Genomic DNA, 14,674 nt, shown 5'->3' on the forward strand with positions numbered 1-14,674 from the left:
GTGATTACAGTTCGGACTGGCGTACGAAGTCGCCCTGTGCGTGGGTGCCCCAAATTTCGGAGGACTGAGTCTCAGGTTCGCTGTCCAACTTTCGAACGTCGTGAATGAATTCCACACCGTGCAGTTCGTCTGAAGGAACCGACAGAAGCTTGCACGTGGTGCTGACGAAGAATCGTTGGACATCTTCCAACTCGAGACGCCCACCTGGCCGGTACCAGTGCGCGACCCCCGTGCACATCTCGAGTATCGCGAGTCGGCTCAATGCAAGATCTTCGATATCGAAGGCACCCACGCGTTGGCCGCGTTCGAGGATCTGTCCGAATAGTTGCTCGTACTCGTCGCGCAGCGTCTGCAGCTCGATGCGGTTGTCTCCGGTCAACCCGCGCATCTCGTACTCGGCGACGCGGGCGGTCAGTTGGTTGACGGCGGTAATGCCGACGTGTGACGACACCAGACCGGCGAGCTGGACTACGGGGTCGGCGCTGCGGCGCATTGCCTGCTCTCCCGACTGCGTCAACTCGTCGAGGCACGACCGAATGATCGAAGCCAACAGCGACTCTTTGCTGCCGACGTAGTGGTAAAGCGTTGCCGAGTTGATGCCGGCTTCTGCTCCGAGTTCACGAATGCCGGTGGCGGCAAACCCTTTCGTCGCGAACAGCGTGACTGCCGCCCGTTGTACGCGCCCCAGGTCCATGATCCTCATTTCGGTTGGTTGCCCAATCATGCTAGCATCGCCGCCGAAATCGACTGGTCGTCAATCAATTGATTGATAGCTATCTGTGTACTGGTCAATTGGAATCCAATTCATCAATCGATCGATTGAAAAAAGCTTGACTGTGCTGTGGGTCACTGCATATTGTCCTAGTCGAGCCTCCCTCTCGGTGCGCGAGCTAACAGGGCACTCCATACAAGGAGCAATGACATGAACGACGCGAATCCCCCATCTCCCGCAACTGTCGACAGGCCTGCCCTACGGCGGGTGGCCGGATCAGTTCTGGTCGGCACCACGATCGAGTGGTACGACTTTCAGATCTACGGTGCCTCCGCCGCTTTGGTCTTTGCGCCGCTGTTCTTTTCGGGCGCAGATCCCGCGCTCGCGACGATTCTCTCCTTCGCCACCTTTGCGGTCGGCTTCCTGGCACGGCCGCTCGGCGGCGTTGTGATGGGCCACTTCGGGGACCGCATCGGACGCAAGAAGGTCTTGGTTCTTGCACTTCTTCTGATGGGAGCCGCGACGTTCCTGGTCGGCGTTCTTCCGACGTCCAACCAGATCGGTGTATGGGCCCCGATTCTTCTCGTATTGCTGAGGCTGATCCAAGGCTTCGGTGTCGGCGGCGAGTGGGGCGGCGCAGTTCTGACTGCTGTGGAATATGCACCGAAGAATCGCCGAGGCTTCTACGGCAGCATGCCGCAGGTCGGTGTGCCGGCCGGTCTTCTGCTGGCCACGGCAGTCATGTTCGGCACCAAGGCGCTCACCGGAGACCAATTCCTGGTGTGGGGGTGGAGAATTCCCTTCCTGCTGAGTATCGCGTTGGTCGCCGTGGGACTTTACATTCGCACCGCGTTGGAAGAGACTCCCGCATTCGCTCGCGTGAAGCAGCAGAACACCGCGGTCAAGATCCCGATGGTCGACGCGTTCAAGAACTATCCTCGTCAGATCATTCTTGCCGCCGGTTCGATGATCAGCACGGGTGCCTACTTCTACATCCTCAACACGTACAGCCTGACGTACGCCGACCAGTTCGATCTGCTGTCCGGAAACCTCATGCTCGGCGCGGTCATGGTGTCTGCACTCGTGGCGGTCATCTTCATTCCGATCTTCGGTCAACTGTCCGAGAAATTCGGCCGACGCCGGATCCTGATGGTCGGCATCACCGGCATGGGTGTGTGGGTCTTTGTTGCCTTTGCCGCAATAGATACCGGCAACTTCTGGATCACCACCGGGGCACTGGCCGTCGGCGCCTTCATGCTCAGCATCTCCTACGGGCCGCAGGCGACGTTCATCGCCGAATTGTTCGACGCTCGGGTGCGGTACAGCGCAGCGTCCATCGCTTTTCAAATCGGTGTGCTCTTGGGTGGTGCAATCGCGCCGATGGTTGCCGCCATGTTGGTCCGTGCAACCGGCGGATCGTTTGCGGTCGCTGTGTATATCGCTGCCCTGTCGGTTATTTCGCTGATCAGCGTCTACTTCGTCCGTGACTCGGACCTCGACGAAGGAAGCCGCGACATGTACATCGATGACAACGGGGCCTATCTGCCGCCCGTCGAACAACGCTCCACGGTTGTCAACTAATAAGGGAAACTTCAATGATCACAAAGAGTTTCGAAGAGATCTCTGTCGGAGACATTGCGGTAACGGACCCGCGGGTCGTCACCGAAGACTATGTGCGAAGCTTCGCGGACCTCACTTGGGACCGTCATCCCCTTCACCTCGACCCCGACTATGCACAGCAAACACGCTTCGGTCGCCAGATCGCCCACGGCGCCCTCATGCTGTCCACCTTGCTCGGCCTCGTGGAGTTGGATCCTCGCTACCTCCAGTGTTTCTACGGACTTGACCAAGTCAGGTTCCACCGGCCGACGTACCTGGGTGACTCGGTGCACGCAGTGTCGGAAGTGCTGTCGGTGCGCCCTCGGTGGGACGGTGAGACCGCGATCGTGACGTCCAAGGGCTCACTCGTCAACCAAGATGGAGACCTTGTCTTCTCGGGCGACTTCTCCTTTCTGGTAGGCGCGACGCATTCGCTCCATCTCGAAGTGGGTGCTCGGTGAGCTCTCGGCCGCACTTGTCCTGGTGGCAGGACCTCGAGGCAGAACACTTCGAATGGTCTGTGCCAGAGCACTTCAACATCGCGCACGCATGTGTCGATGTGCAGAATCCCGATGATTTGGCCCTCGTCGTAGACACCGGTGGACACTGGGCGCGGTACACATTCGGTGAAGTCGCCACGATGAGCCGAAAGTTCGCGACCGTGCTCGCAGATCTCGGCCTGGTCTCGGGCGATCGCGTCGGTGTGATGGTCCCACAGGGTATCGAGGTTCTCGCGACACATCTGGGCGCCTTCCGATCCGGAATGGTTACCGTTCCGCTCTCGGTCAAGTTCGGGTCCGACGCATTGGTGCATCGAATGCGTGACTCCGGTGCGAAAGTTCTTGTGGTCGAGAAGGACTGCTATGAAAGAGTTGCCGACGGAATCGGTGAGATCCCGGGTCTCGAAGCCGTAATCGTGGTCGGAAGGCTCGATCAGCTCTCCGATTCGACGCCCGTGCAAATCCTCGACTTCCACAGCCTCGTCGACGATGCCGCAGAAAGTAGTGAACTGGTAGCCACGGGCCCCGATTCACATGCCATCATCATCTACACCTCGGGAACGACCGGGAATCCGAAAGGCGCGCTCCACGGGCACCGAATCCTTCTGGCACACATGCCCGGTATGCGGACGGCATTCGACGATGCGCCGCAGCGGGAAGACGTCTTCTGGACGCCTGCAGACTGGGCCTGGATCGGTGGTCTGTTCGACGTGCTGTTCCCCGCACTTGCGTTGGGGTGTCCCGTCGTTGCGACACCCGACAAATTCACGCCGGCGCGTGCGGTCGAGATTCTGAGCCGTCACAAGGTGACGGGCGCCTTCATTCCGCCCACTGCGCTCAAGCAGATGCGAAGCATCGGCGTCGACAAGACTGCTGCGCGTGGTATTCAGCTGCGGGCATTGGGAACTGGTGGTGAGGCACTCGGTGACGCGCTGCAAGCCTGGGTTGCGAGCACTCTCGGCGTAGCTGTCAACGAGTTCTACGGGCAGACGGAAATGAATCTGACCATCGGCACGTCGCGGTCGAAGTGGAGTCCCGCGAGCGGCTCGATGGGTCGCGTCTTCCCCGGCTTCGAGGTCACCCTTCTCGATCCGCTCGGCGAGCCGGTCGAGGTAGGTGAGGTAGGCGAGATCTGTGTGAAGGCAGGCAATCCCGGACAGTTCCTCGGATATTGGAACCAGCCGTCGAAGACCGACGAAAAGGTGTACGACGGTTGGATTCACACCGGCGATCTGGGTCGGACTGATGACGCCGGGAACTTCTGGTACCAGGGACGTGCCGATGACGTCATTTCGTCCGCGGGGTACCGAATCGGCCCCGGAGAGATCGAAGAGTGCCTGCTCTCGCACGACGAGGTAGCCATGGCAGGCGTCATCGGTGTTCCGGATCCGTTGCGCGGCGAGGCGGTGCACGCTTTTGTCGTACTGTCTGAGGGATCGAACTCCTCGGAGGAGCTCCGTCAGGAGTTGCAGACCCACGTGAAAAGTCGCCTTGCTTTCTACCAGTACCCGAGGGAGATCACGTTCATCGACAGCTTGCCGCTCACCACTACCGGCAAGATTCTCCGACGTGAACTCCGAGCGTTGGCCACCGCCGCGAACGGACTTGGCTAGCAGAGGGCTACATGTTGGGTAGGACCACCACGAAGAACCAACCGCTCAGCGCAAGACCGATGAATCCGGTGAAGAGGCCGACTATTGCATCCCAGGGCAGCTGGCGGGCATTCGAGAGCAGATGCCCGCCAGTCCTCCTCGGGTGACGTCGGAGCGCAAAGATCCCTGTTGTAATCGCGCCGGCACCCAACAGGATGCCGAAGCCGAAAGCCCAGAACAGGAGCACCGACAGCGCACCGAGCATCTCCGATCTTTCACTCCAGCGCGCGACGCGCTGTGTTTCGGTAGGAGGAGGCCACTTGTGAGAAGGCGTCAGCGCTGCTCCGAAACGGCGGGTGCGGCGACGGATCGACTGGTCGCTGAGAAACATTTTTCACCACCGCAGGAGTTGAGTTGACGTGCTCGGTCGATGAGCCGTTGGTATCTACTCGTCTACCCCGTCTTGGCGGATGTATGCCGCTGAATTGAGGGCTAGATGGTCGGCGCTTCTTCCCAGGAGTTTCCGTTCCACACGATGGAGATGGGGTATTCGTTGTTGATGCCGTTTTCCCAGTAGTCGATGACGCCGTGGCGCTCCGATTCGAGTTCGATCCAGCCGATGCTGAATCCCCCGCGAAGTACGCGTTGAGCCAGTTGGTCGATGTTGTCCAGCGAACTGCAGAGCCCTCGGACTCGGGACTCGATCCAGTCTGCACAGGGGTCGGGGATGGTGATCTCCAAGATGCTCGCGTCGCTCAACGGAATCTCGATCAGAAGCTCACCGGAATCTCGTACCTCTCGGGTCGACCGATTCTCGTAGGCGTGCAACAGCTCTCGCGGATCGAACAACGAGGGGTTGCTACCGGACCGTCGAGACCAACCGAAGCGCAGCACGGACATATTCTCTCCCACGAATTGCAGGAATGTCATTCGATGTGAACAAGGCCCTCCAGGGCATCCAGGACCCGGTCCAGTCCGAACTCCCACGCCGCCTCGGGGCTGTACGGGGTGTTCTTGGCTTCGCCGGCAGCACCGCCGACTCGCTGCGCCAACGGGAAGTCGTCTCCGAGGTAGGCGGCCAGACGCTGGTTCCAGGAGGTCCACACCTCGGCCATGTCGGCTGCTCGAGGGTCGGGGCGCCGCGCTTGCGCCGAGGATCGAGCGAAGTCGGCCACGAAGGTCAGGGCGGAGTCCCGGTCGATGTCGGTCAGTCTTGTGCCGTCGAAGGCATGAAGTTCGTGGTCGTATTTCGCGATGGTCCCGGGACCCAACGCAGAGCGCTGGTCGGTGATGTCGAGGAGCCACCAATGCTCCGCATAGAGGGCAAACTCTTCCTCGGCGACCTGGCGCACACGTTGGCGCCAGGTCATGTTTCCGTACGGCAGGCGTGGGCTGTTTCCGTGTACGGCGTCGACCATGAGCACCAACAGATCGTCGCGGGATCCGACGTGGGTGTACACCGCCATGCCGGAGATTCCCAGTTCGGCGGCCAATCGGCGCACCGTCACCGCGTCCAGCCCTTCTGTGTCCGCGAGGGAGAGGGCGACCTCGACCGCCTGTGAGGTCGTGACCTTCGCCCGCGGGCCGCGGGCGCCACCCTTCGGCGCGAGGGGGTGATCGCGCCAGAGTAGGTCGATCAGTTCGCGTGCCATCAGTCGTCTCCAAGAATCGGGAATACCTCAACCGTGATATACCTTATACGGTGCATACTGTATGCACTGCACAAGGTTTATGATCATGGAGGCCACGATGAAAATCACCAGCACCGCACTGTCCTTGAACGTCGCCGACACCGGCGAGTCGGCGCGCTTTGCGAAAACCCATTTCGGTTTCACCGAGGCCATGGCCGACGACGGCTTCGTTTCCCTGAATCATCCGGATGCAGGGGTCAACGTGGTCTTCCTGCGCACTGGCCTCGGGACGTTCAAGCCCGACTTCGTCGCAGGTCCGGCCGGTCAGGGCATGCTCGTCGCATTCGTGGTCGATGACCTCGACGCCGAGTTCTCCCGAATCGCCGCCGAAGGTGCCTCCGTCGTCACCGAGCCGGAGACCGAACCGTGGGGCGAGCGCTACTGCCAGTTCGTCGACCCCAACGGAATCGTGTGGCAACTCGTTCAGTGGGTGTGAACCCGAGTGTTCGGCTCGGCGGCGCGCGGCACCGAACGTAACCAGAGGGCGCGTTCGACGGACTGAGCTTGGAAACGCTGCGGTGAGATCCCGTGCGCAGTGCGAAACGCGCGGCTGAATGCGGACAGGTGCGCGTAACCCAGGTTTCTCGACACCGTGCCGGGTGCAATCCCGAGTTGGAGTTGGGTGCGCGCCTGGGTCATCCGGGAAAGGGAGCGCCATTGCGGATACGTGGAGCCGGTCTCGGTCCGGAACTCCCGGCGCAGACGGGCCGCGTCGGTGCCGAACTCTTGCGCCCACTCGTCCAGTGTGCGAGGGTCGGCCGGCCGAGCGGCGATTGTCGCTGCCAGTCGTGTGGCAATCGAATCGGCGACGGATTCGTTCGAAACCGATTGCGCGAGAGGGCCGGTGGCGATGATGTCGAACACCGCGGTGCCGTCGTGGCCACGTGGCCGCAAGGGTGTGTATGCGGCGACGAATGTGTGCAACAGGGCCAATTCGTGTTCGGGGGAGAACTGGACTGTCTCGAGGGCGTCGGCAGGTACGGTCGACCCGTTCGAGGCACGGAAGCCGAGCGGTAGCAGCAGTGAGCCCGTCGGAACTGCGACGGTATTGCGGACGCCGGCAGGCAGGATCATTGCCTCGCCGGTGCGCAGTTCCCAGCTGCGGTCGGCGACATCCACCCGAGCTTCGCCTCGGTAGACCCACACTGCGACGTGGGCGCCGTTGACGCGCGGCCACGTCGCGTTGGCCGGGATCGGCGGCGCGGTGTCCCCGGATTGTTCGGGCTCTGCGAGCATGCGGACCAATGCCTGGTCATTGTCGATGCGCGCACTGCGTTCGGTTGGGCGGGAGAGGGCCCGTCGGCGATAGTCACTCGGGCTCTCTCCTAACTGGGCTCGGAACGCGCGAGTGAATCCGCTGCCCGTTTCGAAGCCGACTTCGTTTGCTATCCAACCGATCTCGCGGTCCTGCTTCAGATACTCCAACGAGGCGGCGATCCGCGCTCGAAGCCGCCAGCGTGTGAAGGTGAGGCCGGTCTCCTCCACGAAATACCGCTGGAGCGTTCGAGTGCTGATCCCGGCGCGCTTCGCGAACTGTCCCTCGGTGTCGTCGGCGCCAGGTGTTCGCAACAGGGCGTGCGCGATCTCGAACGCTTCCCGTGACTGCGGCAATCGCGGCAGCGACGTGCATCCGTCGTCCGCCCGGGCGATCATTTCGAACAGAGACGTCGGCCTTTCCGCGTCTCCGCGCAGATAGCCCAGGTTGTGAACGAACTCGTGGATCAGTCTGTCTTCCCACCCCGGCGGCACGCGCAGGCGAGTCACGGCCGTTGGTCCGTCGGTTACGCCGTCAGAGGGCGGAAGCAGGATGGGGAACGCGACGGAATTCGAATCCGTCTCCATCGCGTATCGCACGCCGGCCGGGATCCACAGCAATTCGCCTGCCGGTATCTCGTGGACGGCCGATCCGGCTCTGACGCGTCCGCTGCCTGCAAGAACCCAGAACAAGAGTGGTGAGCGGCCGGTGCTGAGTTCGGTGCTGCCGGCGCGGATCGGCCCCAAGTCGACCGTGTCCGACCCTCCCGATAGTGGTAACACGTTGGCGCTCCTGGACAACCCTTGCTACTTAAGTATGGCTAACTTTACCTCTCGGTCGGTCTGCGTTCGCAGCGGCAACTCTCGTACCGTCAGAAAGCCACATACTCATGCGCAGATCTCTACGCCCGGCGGCGGCAATACTCGCCGCGGTCGTCGCCCTCGCTCTAGCCGGCTGCTCGAATTCGTCAGGTAGTGACACCGGAACCGAGGGCACCCAGAAAACCTCCGGGTTCACCGAGGGATGGCCGCGCACCGTCGAGCACGGTGGCCGCAGCACCGAGATCACCGCAAAGCCGACTCGGATCGTGTCCACCTCGCCGTCCTTGACCGGCACGCTGCTCGCGATCGGTGCACCGGTGGTCGCGAGTGCGGCAACAACGCCGTCGGGAATGACTGACAGTCAGGGATTCTTCTCTCAGTGGTCGGACGTGGCGGCTGATCGTGGCGTCGAGGTGCTCTACCGAAATCTCGAGCTGGACCTCGACGCGATCGAGACCTTCGAGCCCGATCTGATCATCGGGTCCGCCAACGGCGGCGACTCGACGCTCGACGCCTACGCACAGCTGAGCGATATCGCGCCCACCGTTCTTCTCGACTACGGCGCCAGCTCCTGGGAGGAGCTTGCGGCTCAGCTCGGAGCGGCGACCGGACTCGAGACCGAGGCCGACAAGACCGTCGACGAGTACGACAGCTGGGTGACCACGCAGGCCGGGAAGGTGAAACTTCCCGAGCAGCCGGTGACGGCACTGGTCTACATGGGTGCCGACGGGGTCTGGACGTTCCGAGCCGACAGCCCGCAGGGCAATCTGCTGACCTCGCTCGGCTTCACTTATGCCGAGCCCTCCGAACAGTTTGTCGCCCCGGACAAGCGGGGCGCCTCCGGCGTCGCGATCGTCAGCTCCGAGAACATGTCTGCCGCACTTGACGGTTCGCAGACGCTGTTTGCCGTCTCGATGGGCCCCAAGGACGTGGAGAAGCAACTCGCGGCCGACCCGCTCCTTGCGAATCAACCTGCGGTCAAGGGCGATCGGGTCTACGCGATGGGAACGGCAGCTTTCCGTCTCGACTACTTCAGTGCAAAGCAGACAGTCGAGCTACTGGTGTCCACGTTCGGTGGATGATCGCGTGACCACTTCTGCGCAGTCCCGGACCGAAGCGCCGCTGCGGTCTGGGACAGCCGCGCGTGCGGGGTTGTTGGTCGTCGTCTCCATTGTCGTGATCGTGCTGGCATCCATCGGTGGACTCGTCCTCGGCTCTCGTAACATCCCGGCCTCCACTGTGATCGACGCAGTGCTTTCCTACGACGCCGGCAATGACGAGCACCTCATCGTGATCGAATCGCGGTTGCCTCGAACAATTCTCGGGCTTGTCGTCGGGGCCGCGCTTGGACTGGCCGGTGCGCTGATGCAGTCGATCACCCGCAACCCTCTGGCCGATCCGGGGTTGCTGGGGGTGAACGCCGGAGCGTCAGCGGCAGTTGTGATTGCGATTGCCTATCTGGGGGTGACCTCGGTCGGCGGTTATCTGTGGTTCGCGCTCGCCGGCGCGGCCATTGCCTCGGTAGGTGTGTACATGTTGGGGTCGGCGCATCGCAGCGCCGCGACCCCAGCGCGCATGGCGCTCGCCGGTGCCGCTGTGGCGACGGCGATCACGGCGCTCACCAGCATGGTTCTCATCAGCGACGAGGCCGCATTCAATCAGTTCCGATTTTGGGCGGTCGGCTCGTTGCAGGGCCGCGGCGGGGACGTGATCGTCACCATCCTGCCCTTCGTCATTGTCGGTATCGTGTTGTCGTTGTTACTGATTCGACCACTCAATGCGATCGCGCTCGGCGAGGACGTCGCCAAAGGGCTCGGCGCCCGCACCGGACCCGCCCGGGTCGGTTCCGCTGTTGCAGTCATCCTGCTGGCGGGAGCCGCCACTGCGGCCGCAGGCCCACTCGGCTTCGTGGGGCTCGCTGCGCCGCACATCGTGCGTGGCGTTGTCGGACCGGATCTGCGGTTGCTACTGCCGTGCGTGCTCGTCGTCGCGCCGGCGTTCCTGCTCTTGGCCGACGTTCTCGGCCGCGTTGCCACCGCACCGGGAGACCTCCAGACGGGGATCGCAGTGGCTGTGCTCGGAGGCCCGTTGTTTGTCGCGCTCGTTCGCTCGCGGCGGGTGGCATCACTGTGAACAATATTGCAGCGCAGCCGGTCCCACCGCTGTTTCGCGGCTGGGTGATTCGAATCGGGTCAGTGTCGTGGCGAATCGTCCCGCGAGCGCTGTTCGTAGCCATGACAATCAGTGCGGCACTGGCGGTACTCTCTTTTGCCACGCTGATGTACGGGACCCTGGACCTGTCCTTGGGTGAGGTGTGGCGCGCCCTGCACGGCGAAGGCAGCGCGGCGGCGGTTCGGTCCGTCCAGAATCGCCGTCTGCCACGGCTGATCACGGCGATCGGGGTGGGCGGCAGCCTCGGTGTGGCGGGCGCAGTTTTCCAGACGCTTTCGCGCAACGTTCTCGGCTCGCCGGACATCATCGGTTTCACGACGGGCGCTGCGACAGCGGCGGTGGTCCAGATAGTGTTCTTCGGCGGCGGGGTACTGCAGACCGCGGGCGCCGCTGTTCTCGGCGGCATGCTGACCGCCTTGCTCGTGTACGCCCTGGCACGTAAAGACGGGGTCAGCGGCGGCCTTCGCCTTGTCCTGGTCGGAATCGGAGTGGGCGCGATGCTGAGCGCCGTGATGTCTTTCCTGGTGGTGCGCGCGGATATCGACGACGCCACCGTGGTGCAGCAATGGACGGCCGGTTCGCTGACCGGGCGCGGTTGGCCGCACGCGGTCAGTGTTGCGATCGCCGTTGGTGTTCTCGTTCCCGCTCTCGTCGTGGTGTCCAGGCGCGTCACCATGATGGAGATGGGTGACGATGCAGCGTCTTCGCTCGGAATCTCGGTGGAGCGATACCGATTCGCCGGCATCCTGCTTGCGGTCGCGCTCACGGGAGCAGCGACAGCCGCCACCGGTCCTATCGCATTTGTGGCGCTCGCAGCTCCCCAGATCGCACGCCGGTTGGCGCGGCGCAGCGGTGTTCTTGTCGCAACCTCCTTCCTGCTCGGCGCTGTCCTGTTGGCGGGCGCCGACTTGATCGCGCAAGCGGTCGAGGTCGGTCTCCGCACGCCGGTCGGTCTTGTGACCAGTCTGCTCGGCGGTGCCTATCTGATCTGGCTGCTCGCCCGTCAGGCCTGAAAAAACCTCGTTACGAAAGAGATTCATGACCACTTCGACATCAAGGCTGCGCGCTGAGAAGATCGAGCTTCGGTACGCCGATCGAACCATCGTGGACGAGTTGAGTCTCGAGATCCCCGACGGCGGGTTTACCGTGGTCGTCGGACCGAACGGGTGCGGCAAGTCGACTCTGCTCCGAGCGCTCGGCAGAATGCTCACACCCCGATCGGGCCGGGTTGTGCTAGGCGGTAACGATATTCGGTCCTACCGCACCAAAGAAGTGGCCCGGCGAATCGCTCTGTTGCCGCAGTCCCCGCTTTCCCCCGGAGCGATCAGTGTCGCCGACCTCGTCTCCCGCGGCCGATATCCGTACCAGAGCATGCTGCGCCAATGGTCACCCGAAGACGAGCGAGTTGTCTCCGAGGCGCTGACCGAGGTCGGAATGCGCGATGCAGCAGATCAATTGGTGGACGAACTGAGTGGTGGGCAACGACAGCGGGTGTGGATTGCCATGACCCTCGCGCAGCGCACCCCGGTGTTGTTGCTCGACGAGCCGACCACCTTTCTCGACATCGCCCATCAGATCGAAGTTCTCGACCTCTGTTCCCAACTTCACCAGTCCGGTCGAACATTGGTCGCGGTCCTGCACGACCTGAACCTCGCGGCCAGATATGCCACGCATGTGGTCGCGATGCGGTCCGGAAAAATCATCATGCAGGGCAGTGCCTCGGAGGTCTTCACCCCCGAGTTGTTGCGCGAAGTGTTCGACCTCGAGGCTCTGGTTCTCGACGATCCGGAAACCGGACGGCCACTTGTTGTTCCGCGCGATCGCCGACCTGTCACCCCGCTACCCGTCCAAAGCTGAAACCACGATCAGGAGAAAACGATGACCACCACACCTAGACCTGAAGAATCCCGACCCGAAGAAACTGAAACCACTGCGTCGGCAAAAGCGCCACGCGGCGAAGATCATGACCGTGGCCTCAACGACGTGGTCGCCGTCGTCGAACGCGTCGAACGCCCGACCGAGAGCATCCTGCGCATCACGGTCCACTTGACCTCGTCGGCGGATGATCCGAATTGGTTGCGTCCCAACGTCGCATTTCGCATCCAGCTAGGTCCGCGATACGACGACGTTTCTCGTGTTTACACAGTGCGCACGTTCGACGCGTCGAGTGGTTCGATGACTTTCGACGTCGTGCTGCACGGGCACACCAGTCCGATGATGAGGTGGGCCGACGAGCGCCGTGTGGGTGACTCGTTCTCGCTCACCGGTCCTCGCCCGCACTTCCTCGTTCCCGAGATCGCTGGTCGTCGTGTCGCGCTGTTCGCCGACGACACCGCAATACCCGCTCTCTATTCGATTCTGCTTCAGTGGCCCGAGGGCCTGACCGGCGTCGGCTGGGTCGCCACCGGTGACGCCGAGGCGTTCGCGGAACTGCCCGTGATCCCCGGCCTCGAATTGCACCACGTCGAGGAACGCCTCGCCGAGTATGCTCTCGAGCTCGAGAATTCGGGGGACTACGCGGTGTGGGGAGCCGGGGAGCGCGACGAGATGCGTTCCATCCGAGCGCATTTCCGTAAGACCGTCGGCCTGGCGAAGGATGACGTGGTTGTTTTCGGCTACTGGAAGCGCGGGGTCAGCACCACCGAGATCGATCAGAACCGACTTCGGAACTACACGAGCATCCTCGAAAGCGGCGGCACGCTTGCAGATATCGACGATCTGGCAATCGGGATCTGACTACGCGGGATCTGACGACGCGGGATCTAACGACGTCGGTTGGATTGTTCAGCCCACCGCGTGCTCTTCCGGCGCCAGCGAGTTACCCGGTGCGATGTTCGAGCAGTTGTTCGGCGCTGGGTTCCCGTTGAAACGGTCGTTGAGCCAGGTTATGGCGCCGGGGAGCCACAGCGCGCCACCGGGAACGTGACTGATGGTGTCGTACTGGTCGTACTGGATGGGTAGACCTGCGTCGCAGTAACGAGTGGCGAGTGTGCGGACGTCCCCGGCAACCATGACGCCGTCGCCGGGGCCGACGCCGGGCCCACCTGGCTGGGTGCCTTCGAGAACTCCGTTTGCCGCCTGGGCAATGAACATTGGGATGGTGGGTATCGGCGCGCTGCCCATGTTGACCTTGTTTGCGACGTCGACGTACTCGGATACCGAGTTGGGATTGGCGTACTCGGGTTTGGCAATGTCCTGCCAGGTGACTCCCGGATACTGCAGGATCACGTTCCCGATCGAGGCGTCCTCGAGGCGAGGCAGGAGTTCACGTCCCCGATCGCTGATGTACGGATCGAAATCGATGTCGTAAGCACGGGCGAGTCCGACGACTGCCATCCCGACAACGCCTGCCCAACCGATACTTCCGTTCGCGTACCGGAGGTTGTTTGCCGGGTTGACCAACAGTCCACCCTGGGCCGCGCCGATCAGGTCTTCGTTGATGTCCGGGGCGTAGTCCGGTGCGAGGATGGACGCCCAATTGGTGGCTATTGCACCACCCGAGTACCCCATCAGGCCGATCTCGGCTGAGTCGGAAATACCTGTCTCGGGAGTGTTGCGAGCGGCGCGGATGGAGTCGAGAGTCATCATCCCGTACTCGGGTCCCGCCGCGAAGTCTGCGTTCGGGCCCTCGGTGTCGGGAATGACGACGGTGTAGCCCAGCGCCAGTAGAGGACCGAACATGACGGCTTCGCCGGAAGCGAGAGTCCCGCCGAAGGCGACATTGCGTCCACTGGTGGTCAGGCTGCCGATCGGGGTGTCCCCCGCGACGGCCCGTGACGGCCCGTCTTCTGGGTTCAGTGAGTCGTAAGCCGACTGGAACGAGACGACTTTGTCCGGCTGGGCGTTGGGCGGTCGAAGAATCGAGGTGACATTCGCAGACGGCCGGCCCAGAGCGTCGGTCGACCGGTACAGCACCTGTACGGCCTGAAGCGGGGTGGGGATGTTGACGACGTGATAGGGCAAGGTTCTCGTTTTGAGAACGGCCCCAGGCTGATACGAAGACAGCGGTGCCAAACCGTCGTACTGGTAGAAGGGATCTGCCGACGGTTGCGCGGCGACAGTTGGTGCTGTGATGCCCGTGAGTGCAATGGCTGTCAGTGCCACCACTCCCCGAAAGAGAATCCTTGATGCCACGGCCGACCCCTCGATTTCGTATGTCACTTTGCGCTTGACGAACTGTTGTGATGGCGCCCACACGTTATCTTACTTTTGAGTAATAAACGAGGGGGTTTGTCTTGTTCATTCGAATCAGATTTGGATGCAATGGCTTTGAGGGATGATCAGCTGCCGTGAGGCTCTCATTCTGCTGTCATGTGTACGATACGACTAGTA

15 protein-coding genes are annotated in these 14,674 nt (G+C 62.4%); 9 read left to right on the plus strand and 6 right to left on the minus strand.

The features are described 5' to 3' along the window. Nucleotides 1–4 precede the first annotated feature (4 nt). Complete coding sequence (locus ACWF6P_RS04055; protein ID WP_452620061.1) at nucleotides 5–703, minus strand: TetR/AcrR family transcriptional regulator; 699 nt, start codon at nucleotides 701–703, stop codon at nucleotides 5–7. A 219-nt stretch (nucleotides 704–922) separates the two neighbouring features. Here ACWF6P_RS04055 and ACWF6P_RS04060 point away from each other — a divergent pair, with 219 nt between their 5' ends. Genes ACWF6P_RS04060 through ACWF6P_RS04070 form a run of 3 tightly spaced genes read left to right on the plus strand, consistent with a single transcriptional unit; the run spans nucleotide 923 to nucleotide 4,424 of the window. Beyond that, nucleotides 923–2,293 carry an MFS transporter gene (locus ACWF6P_RS04060; RefSeq protein ID WP_452620062.1) on the plus strand — a complete coding sequence of 457 codons (1,371 nt, stop codon included), beginning with the start codon at nucleotides 923–925 and terminating at the stop codon, nucleotides 2,291–2,293. 14 nt (nucleotides 2,294–2,307) lie between these two features. Next, complete coding sequence (locus ACWF6P_RS04065; protein ID WP_452620063.1) at nucleotides 2,308–2,772, plus strand: MaoC family dehydratase; 465 nt, start codon at nucleotides 2,308–2,310, stop codon at nucleotides 2,770–2,772. Between the two features lie 14 nt (nucleotides 2,773–2,786). Further along, entirely contained in the window at nucleotides 2,787–4,424 is a 1,638-nt protein-coding gene (locus ACWF6P_RS04070) for an AMP-binding protein (protein ID WP_452620440.1), read from the plus strand. A gap of 7 nt (nucleotides 4,425–4,431) precedes the next feature. Here ACWF6P_RS04070 and ACWF6P_RS04075 read toward each other — a convergent pair whose 3' ends face one another. The 3 genes from ACWF6P_RS04075 to ACWF6P_RS04085 all read right to left on the minus strand — a co-directional run bounded on the left by ACWF6P_RS04075 (nucleotide 4,432) and on the right by ACWF6P_RS04085 (nucleotide 6,055). Further along, on the minus strand, nucleotides 4,432–4,794 hold the full coding sequence (locus ACWF6P_RS04075; RefSeq protein ID WP_452620064.1) for a hypothetical protein: 363 nt from the start codon (nucleotides 4,792–4,794) through the stop codon (nucleotides 4,432–4,434). 101 nt (nucleotides 4,795–4,895) lie between these two features. Further along, nucleotides 4,896–5,303 carry a hypothetical protein gene (locus ACWF6P_RS04080; protein ID WP_452620065.1) on the minus strand — a complete coding sequence of 136 codons (408 nt, stop codon included), beginning with the start codon at nucleotides 5,301–5,303 and terminating at the stop codon, nucleotides 4,896–4,898. A gap of 26 nt (nucleotides 5,304–5,329) precedes the next feature. Beyond that, nucleotides 5,330–6,055, minus strand: a complete 726-nt coding sequence (locus ACWF6P_RS04085) for a TetR/AcrR family transcriptional regulator (RefSeq protein ID WP_452620066.1) — start codon at nucleotides 6,053–6,055, stop codon at nucleotides 5,330–5,332. A gap of 97 nt (nucleotides 6,056–6,152) precedes the next feature. Between ACWF6P_RS04085 and ACWF6P_RS04090 the strand changes: the two genes are divergently transcribed. Then, nucleotides 6,153–6,530 carry a VOC family protein gene (locus tag ACWF6P_RS04090; RefSeq protein ID WP_452620067.1) on the plus strand — a complete coding sequence of 126 codons (378 nt, stop codon included), beginning with the start codon at nucleotides 6,153–6,155 and terminating at the stop codon, nucleotides 6,528–6,530. Here the strand turns inward: ACWF6P_RS04090 and ACWF6P_RS04095 are convergent. After that, the gene (locus ACWF6P_RS04095) at nucleotides 6,518–8,131 is read right to left on the minus strand and encodes a helix-turn-helix domain-containing protein (RefSeq protein ID WP_452620068.1); all 1,614 of its coding nucleotides are present in this window, start codon (nucleotides 8,129–8,131) and stop codon (nucleotides 6,518–6,520) included. The genes ACWF6P_RS04090 and ACWF6P_RS04095 overlap by 13 nt on opposite strands. Nucleotides 8,132–8,238: 107 nt before the next feature. Here ACWF6P_RS04095 and fepB point away from each other — a divergent pair, with 107 nt between their 5' ends. From fepB to ACWF6P_RS04120, 5 genes are read left to right on the plus strand one after another with little or no spacing between them, the layout of a single operon-like run. Beyond that, on the plus strand, nucleotides 8,239–9,252 hold the full coding sequence (gene fepB / locus ACWF6P_RS04100) for a Fe2+-enterobactin ABC transporter substrate-binding protein (protein WP_452620069.1): 1,014 nt from the start codon (nucleotides 8,239–8,241) through the stop codon (nucleotides 9,250–9,252). A gap of 4 nt (nucleotides 9,253–9,256) precedes the next feature. Continuing rightward, nucleotides 9,257–10,303, plus strand: coding sequence for a FecCD family ABC transporter permease (locus ACWF6P_RS04105; RefSeq protein WP_452620070.1), 1,047 nt, complete (start codon nucleotides 9,257–9,259; stop codon nucleotides 10,301–10,303). Next, nucleotides 10,300–11,355 carry a FecCD family ABC transporter permease gene (locus ACWF6P_RS04110; RefSeq protein WP_452620071.1) on the plus strand — a complete coding sequence of 352 codons (1,056 nt, stop codon included), beginning with the start codon at nucleotides 10,300–10,302 and terminating at the stop codon, nucleotides 11,353–11,355. Before ACWF6P_RS04105 ends, ACWF6P_RS04110 begins: the two co-directional genes overlap by 4 nt. A 25-nt stretch (nucleotides 11,356–11,380) precedes the next feature. Continuing rightward, on the plus strand, nucleotides 11,381–12,199 hold the full coding sequence (locus tag ACWF6P_RS04115; RefSeq protein ID WP_452620072.1) for an ABC transporter ATP-binding protein: 819 nt from the start codon (nucleotides 11,381–11,383) through the stop codon (nucleotides 12,197–12,199). 21 nt (nucleotides 12,200–12,220) lie between these two features. Then, nucleotides 12,221–13,078 carry a siderophore-interacting protein gene (locus ACWF6P_RS04120; protein ID WP_452620073.1) on the plus strand — a complete coding sequence of 286 codons (858 nt, stop codon included), beginning with the start codon at nucleotides 12,221–12,223 and terminating at the stop codon, nucleotides 13,076–13,078. 48 nt (nucleotides 13,079–13,126) lie between these two features. Here ACWF6P_RS04120 and ACWF6P_RS04125 read toward each other — a convergent pair whose 3' ends face one another. Further along, nucleotides 13,127–14,476 carry a lipase family protein gene (locus ACWF6P_RS04125; protein WP_452620074.1) on the minus strand — a complete coding sequence of 450 codons (1,350 nt, stop codon included), beginning with the start codon at nucleotides 14,474–14,476 and terminating at the stop codon, nucleotides 13,127–13,129. Between the last annotated feature and the right edge of the window lie 198 nt (nucleotides 14,477–14,674).

The organism is Rhodococcus sp. NPDC055024 (genome assembly GCF_053608585.1).